This is a genomic window from Photobacterium sp. WH24 (genome assembly GCF_019204055.1).
Taxonomy (GTDB): domain Bacteria; phylum Pseudomonadota; class Gammaproteobacteria; order Enterobacterales; family Vibrionaceae; genus Photobacterium; species Photobacterium arenosum.
Genome location: NZ_JAGSOZ010000039.1, coordinates 1 through 2,956, shown reverse-complemented (window position 1 = coordinate 2,956; position 2,956 = coordinate 1). Strand labels below are relative to the sequence as shown.

General features: G+C 53.0%; 3 protein-coding genes. 1 reads left to right on the top strand and 2 read right to left on the bottom strand.

The genetic code is table 11. The features are described 5' to 3' along the window. Window positions 1–41: 41 nt before the first annotated feature. The gene (asd, locus tag KCG43_RS21190; protein ID WP_192017341.1) at window positions 42–944 is read right to left on the bottom strand and encodes an archaetidylserine decarboxylase; all 903 of its coding nucleotides are present in this window, start codon (window positions 942–944) and stop codon (window positions 42–44) included. Between the two features lie 152 nt (window positions 945–1,096). Continuing rightward, the gene (gene rsgA / locus KCG43_RS21185) at window positions 1,097–2,149 is read right to left on the bottom strand and encodes a small ribosomal subunit biogenesis GTPase RsgA (protein ID WP_192017342.1); all 1,053 of its coding nucleotides are present in this window, start codon (window positions 2,147–2,149) and stop codon (window positions 1,097–1,099) included. Window positions 2,150–2,229: 80 nt separating this feature from the next. Here rsgA and orn point away from each other — a divergent pair, with 80 nt between their 5' ends. Beyond that, a complete protein-coding gene (orn, locus tag KCG43_RS21180) occupies window positions 2,230–2,775 on the top strand; it encodes an oligoribonuclease (protein ID WP_218387438.1) in 546 nt (181 codons plus the stop codon). Window positions 2,776–2,956 lie beyond the last annotated feature (181 nt).

The window sequence follows — 2,956 nt, the reverse complement described above, 5'->3', positions numbered from 1 at the left end:
ACGAATTCGTCCCTTTTCTGTCAATCGCGTTAGCGGTGCGGTTAAGTGTCGCTGTTGTCTGCCATCGGCTCTGTTACTGGCTGTGCAGTCAGTCGGGCGTAGGCCTCACCCATACGGGTAGCCACATTCGGCGCCAGATTGTCGGCAAAGGTCACCATCTCTTTCGGGAACAGGTTGATGACGGTTGACCCCAGTTTGAAACGGCCCATTTCCTGGCCTTTTTTCAGGGTGACAGCCTGCTCGCCGTCGGCCGGGTAATCCCAGCGACGGACAACGGGGCCGCGCGGCGGTGTAATAGTGCCAGACCATACAGTTTCGATGCTGCCAACGATTGTGGCTCCCACCAGTACTTGAGCAACCGGGCCGAATTCTGTATCAAAGATACAAACCACGCGCTCATTACGGGCAAACAGGTTTGGCACATTTTCAGCGGTCAGCGGGTTGACCGAGAACAGATCGCCCGGAACATAAATCATCTGACGCAGGGTGCCGTCACATGGCATGTGTACGCGGTGATAATCTCGCGGAGACAGATACAGAGTGGCGAAACTCCCGTCAGCAAATTCTTCTGCCAGCGCCTGGTCGCCGCCCAGCAGTTCAACTGCGTCGTAGTAATGACCCTTGGCCTGAATCAGCTGGCCTTTTTCAATCGGCCCCAGCTGACTGACACAGGCATCTGCCGGGTGACAGAACACCTCTGCCTCGTCGTTCAGCGGACGGGCATCGTCTTTGAGTTCGCGCACGAAGAAATCGTTGAAAGTGGCGTAAGATGCGGGATCTTCGTTACGGGCTTCTGCCATATCCACTTTGTAGCGGTTGATAAACCAACGAATTACCGCCGTGGTGACAAAGCCACCTTTCAGGTCGGCAAGTTTGCCGGCCAGGCGGGTCAGGGCATGTTTGGGCGCGCAGTATTGCAGGCCAATTTTCAGATTATCGCTCACAATAAGATTCCGATTGTTCTATAAATCAATAACTTGGTTCTTCGCCATCAATAGCGCTGACCCGGGCCGCGGATTCTACCTGATTTCAGATATGAAGTCAGGTGAGCGCACACGAAGAGGGAGCCAGTTCGCAGTTGATGACGCAGGCCCGCTTAATTTTGCTTATTTCGGGAAAACTGACGGTTAGCCACGTTTTCCGACATGCTTTCAATGATCTTGTGGTAACTGTCGAAACGCGCCTGGCTGATTTTGCCCTCGTCGAGTGCTTGCCGCAGCAGGCAGCCCGGATCGTCTTTGTGCTTACAGTCGCGGAATTTACAGCCGCCCAGGTAGCGTCGAAACTCGACAAAAGCGTTAGTCACTTGCTCCGGTTCCAGGTGCCACAGTCCGAACTCCCGAACACCGGGAGAATCTATCAGATCGCCGCCTTCAGCAAAGTGGTACAGACGTGCAGCTGTGGTGGTGTGCTGGCCCAGTCCCGAGTTCTCCGACACATCGCCGATCTCTGCATCCACTTCCGGCATCAGGGCATTGACCAGGCTGGATTTCCCCACCCCGGACTGACCGGCAAAGATGTTGACGTGATCTTTCAGATCCGCTTTCAGTGCCGCTAACCCTTCCCCTGTCATGGTGCTGACGTAACGCACCTCATAGCCGATCGCTTTGTACAGCGACAGGGTGCGCTCGACCTGCTGACGGGTGCCGTCATCGAGCAAATCGACTTTGTTCAGTACAATGAGTGGCTCGATTTCAACTGTCTCGGCAGCTACCAGATAGCGGTCGATAATGTTCAGTGACAGCTCAGGCAGTACGGAAGAGACGATGATGATGCGGTTAACATTCGCTGCCACCGGCTTAACCCCATCGTAGTAATCCGGGCGGGTCAGCATCGATGTTCGCTCATGGACCGCTTCTACTACACCGGCGATGCCCTGCAGGGCTTCAACTCCGGGCCGCCAGACAACGCGATCTCCGGACACCAGGCTCTGAATACTGCGACGCAGGTTACAGCGGTGAATGGTCCCTGTTTCCGGATCTTCAATATCGGCATGCTGGCCGAATCGGGTGATCACCAAGCCTTCACGGGCATTCTCCAGCAGGGCTTCATCCCACTGGATATCTTCCATGCCCTTAGTCAGGCGCTTATTTTGGTTAGAGCGGACACGTCGGCTCTGACCTTTAGTTAACTTTTTCTTTTTTGCCACAAGAATATCGTTCTGTTTGGTTGGCTTTCATTTCAGGCTAAGTATGATACATGCTTTAGTCATCAAATAGGCAAATTCCAATGACAATCAGCGATCAGAACCTGATTTGGATCGATCTGGAAATGACAGGTCTGGATCCCGATACACACAAAATCATTGAAATTGCGACCATAGTGACCGATGCCCAGCTCAACATTCTGGCAGAGGGACCGGTACTGGCAATTCATCAACCCCAAGCCGAACTGGACAAGATGGATGACTGGTGTACCAATACACATACCCACAGTGGCCTGGTCGCCCGGGTGCAGCAAAGCCAGGTTAATGAACAGGAAGCGGTTCGTCAGACCATCGCATTTCTCGAACAATGGGTGCCCAAGGGCGCATCGCCTATTTGTGGTAACAGCATAGGTCAGGATCGCCGTTTCCTTTATAGGCACATGCCGGAATTAGAACAATACTTTCATTACAGGTATCTGGATGTCAGTACTCTGAAGGAGCTGACCCGTCGCTGGAAGCCTGAGCTGCTGAATGACTTCCATAAGCAGGGCAGTCACCTGGCGCTGGATGATATTCGCGAATCCATAGCTGAACTGCGTTTCTATCGTGAGCATATTTTTAAAATTTGATGCTTTAATGAACGGTTGAGCGGGGCGGCGGAGATTTTTACTCAGAACTATTGCATCCGCCTGTTTTCCTCGTATAATGCGCAGCCTCGAAAGGCAATAATGTTTCAGTTTGCTTTTCAGTGTTTTCGGACGCGGGGTGGAGCAGCTTGGTAGCTCGTCGGGCTCATAACCCGAAGGTCGT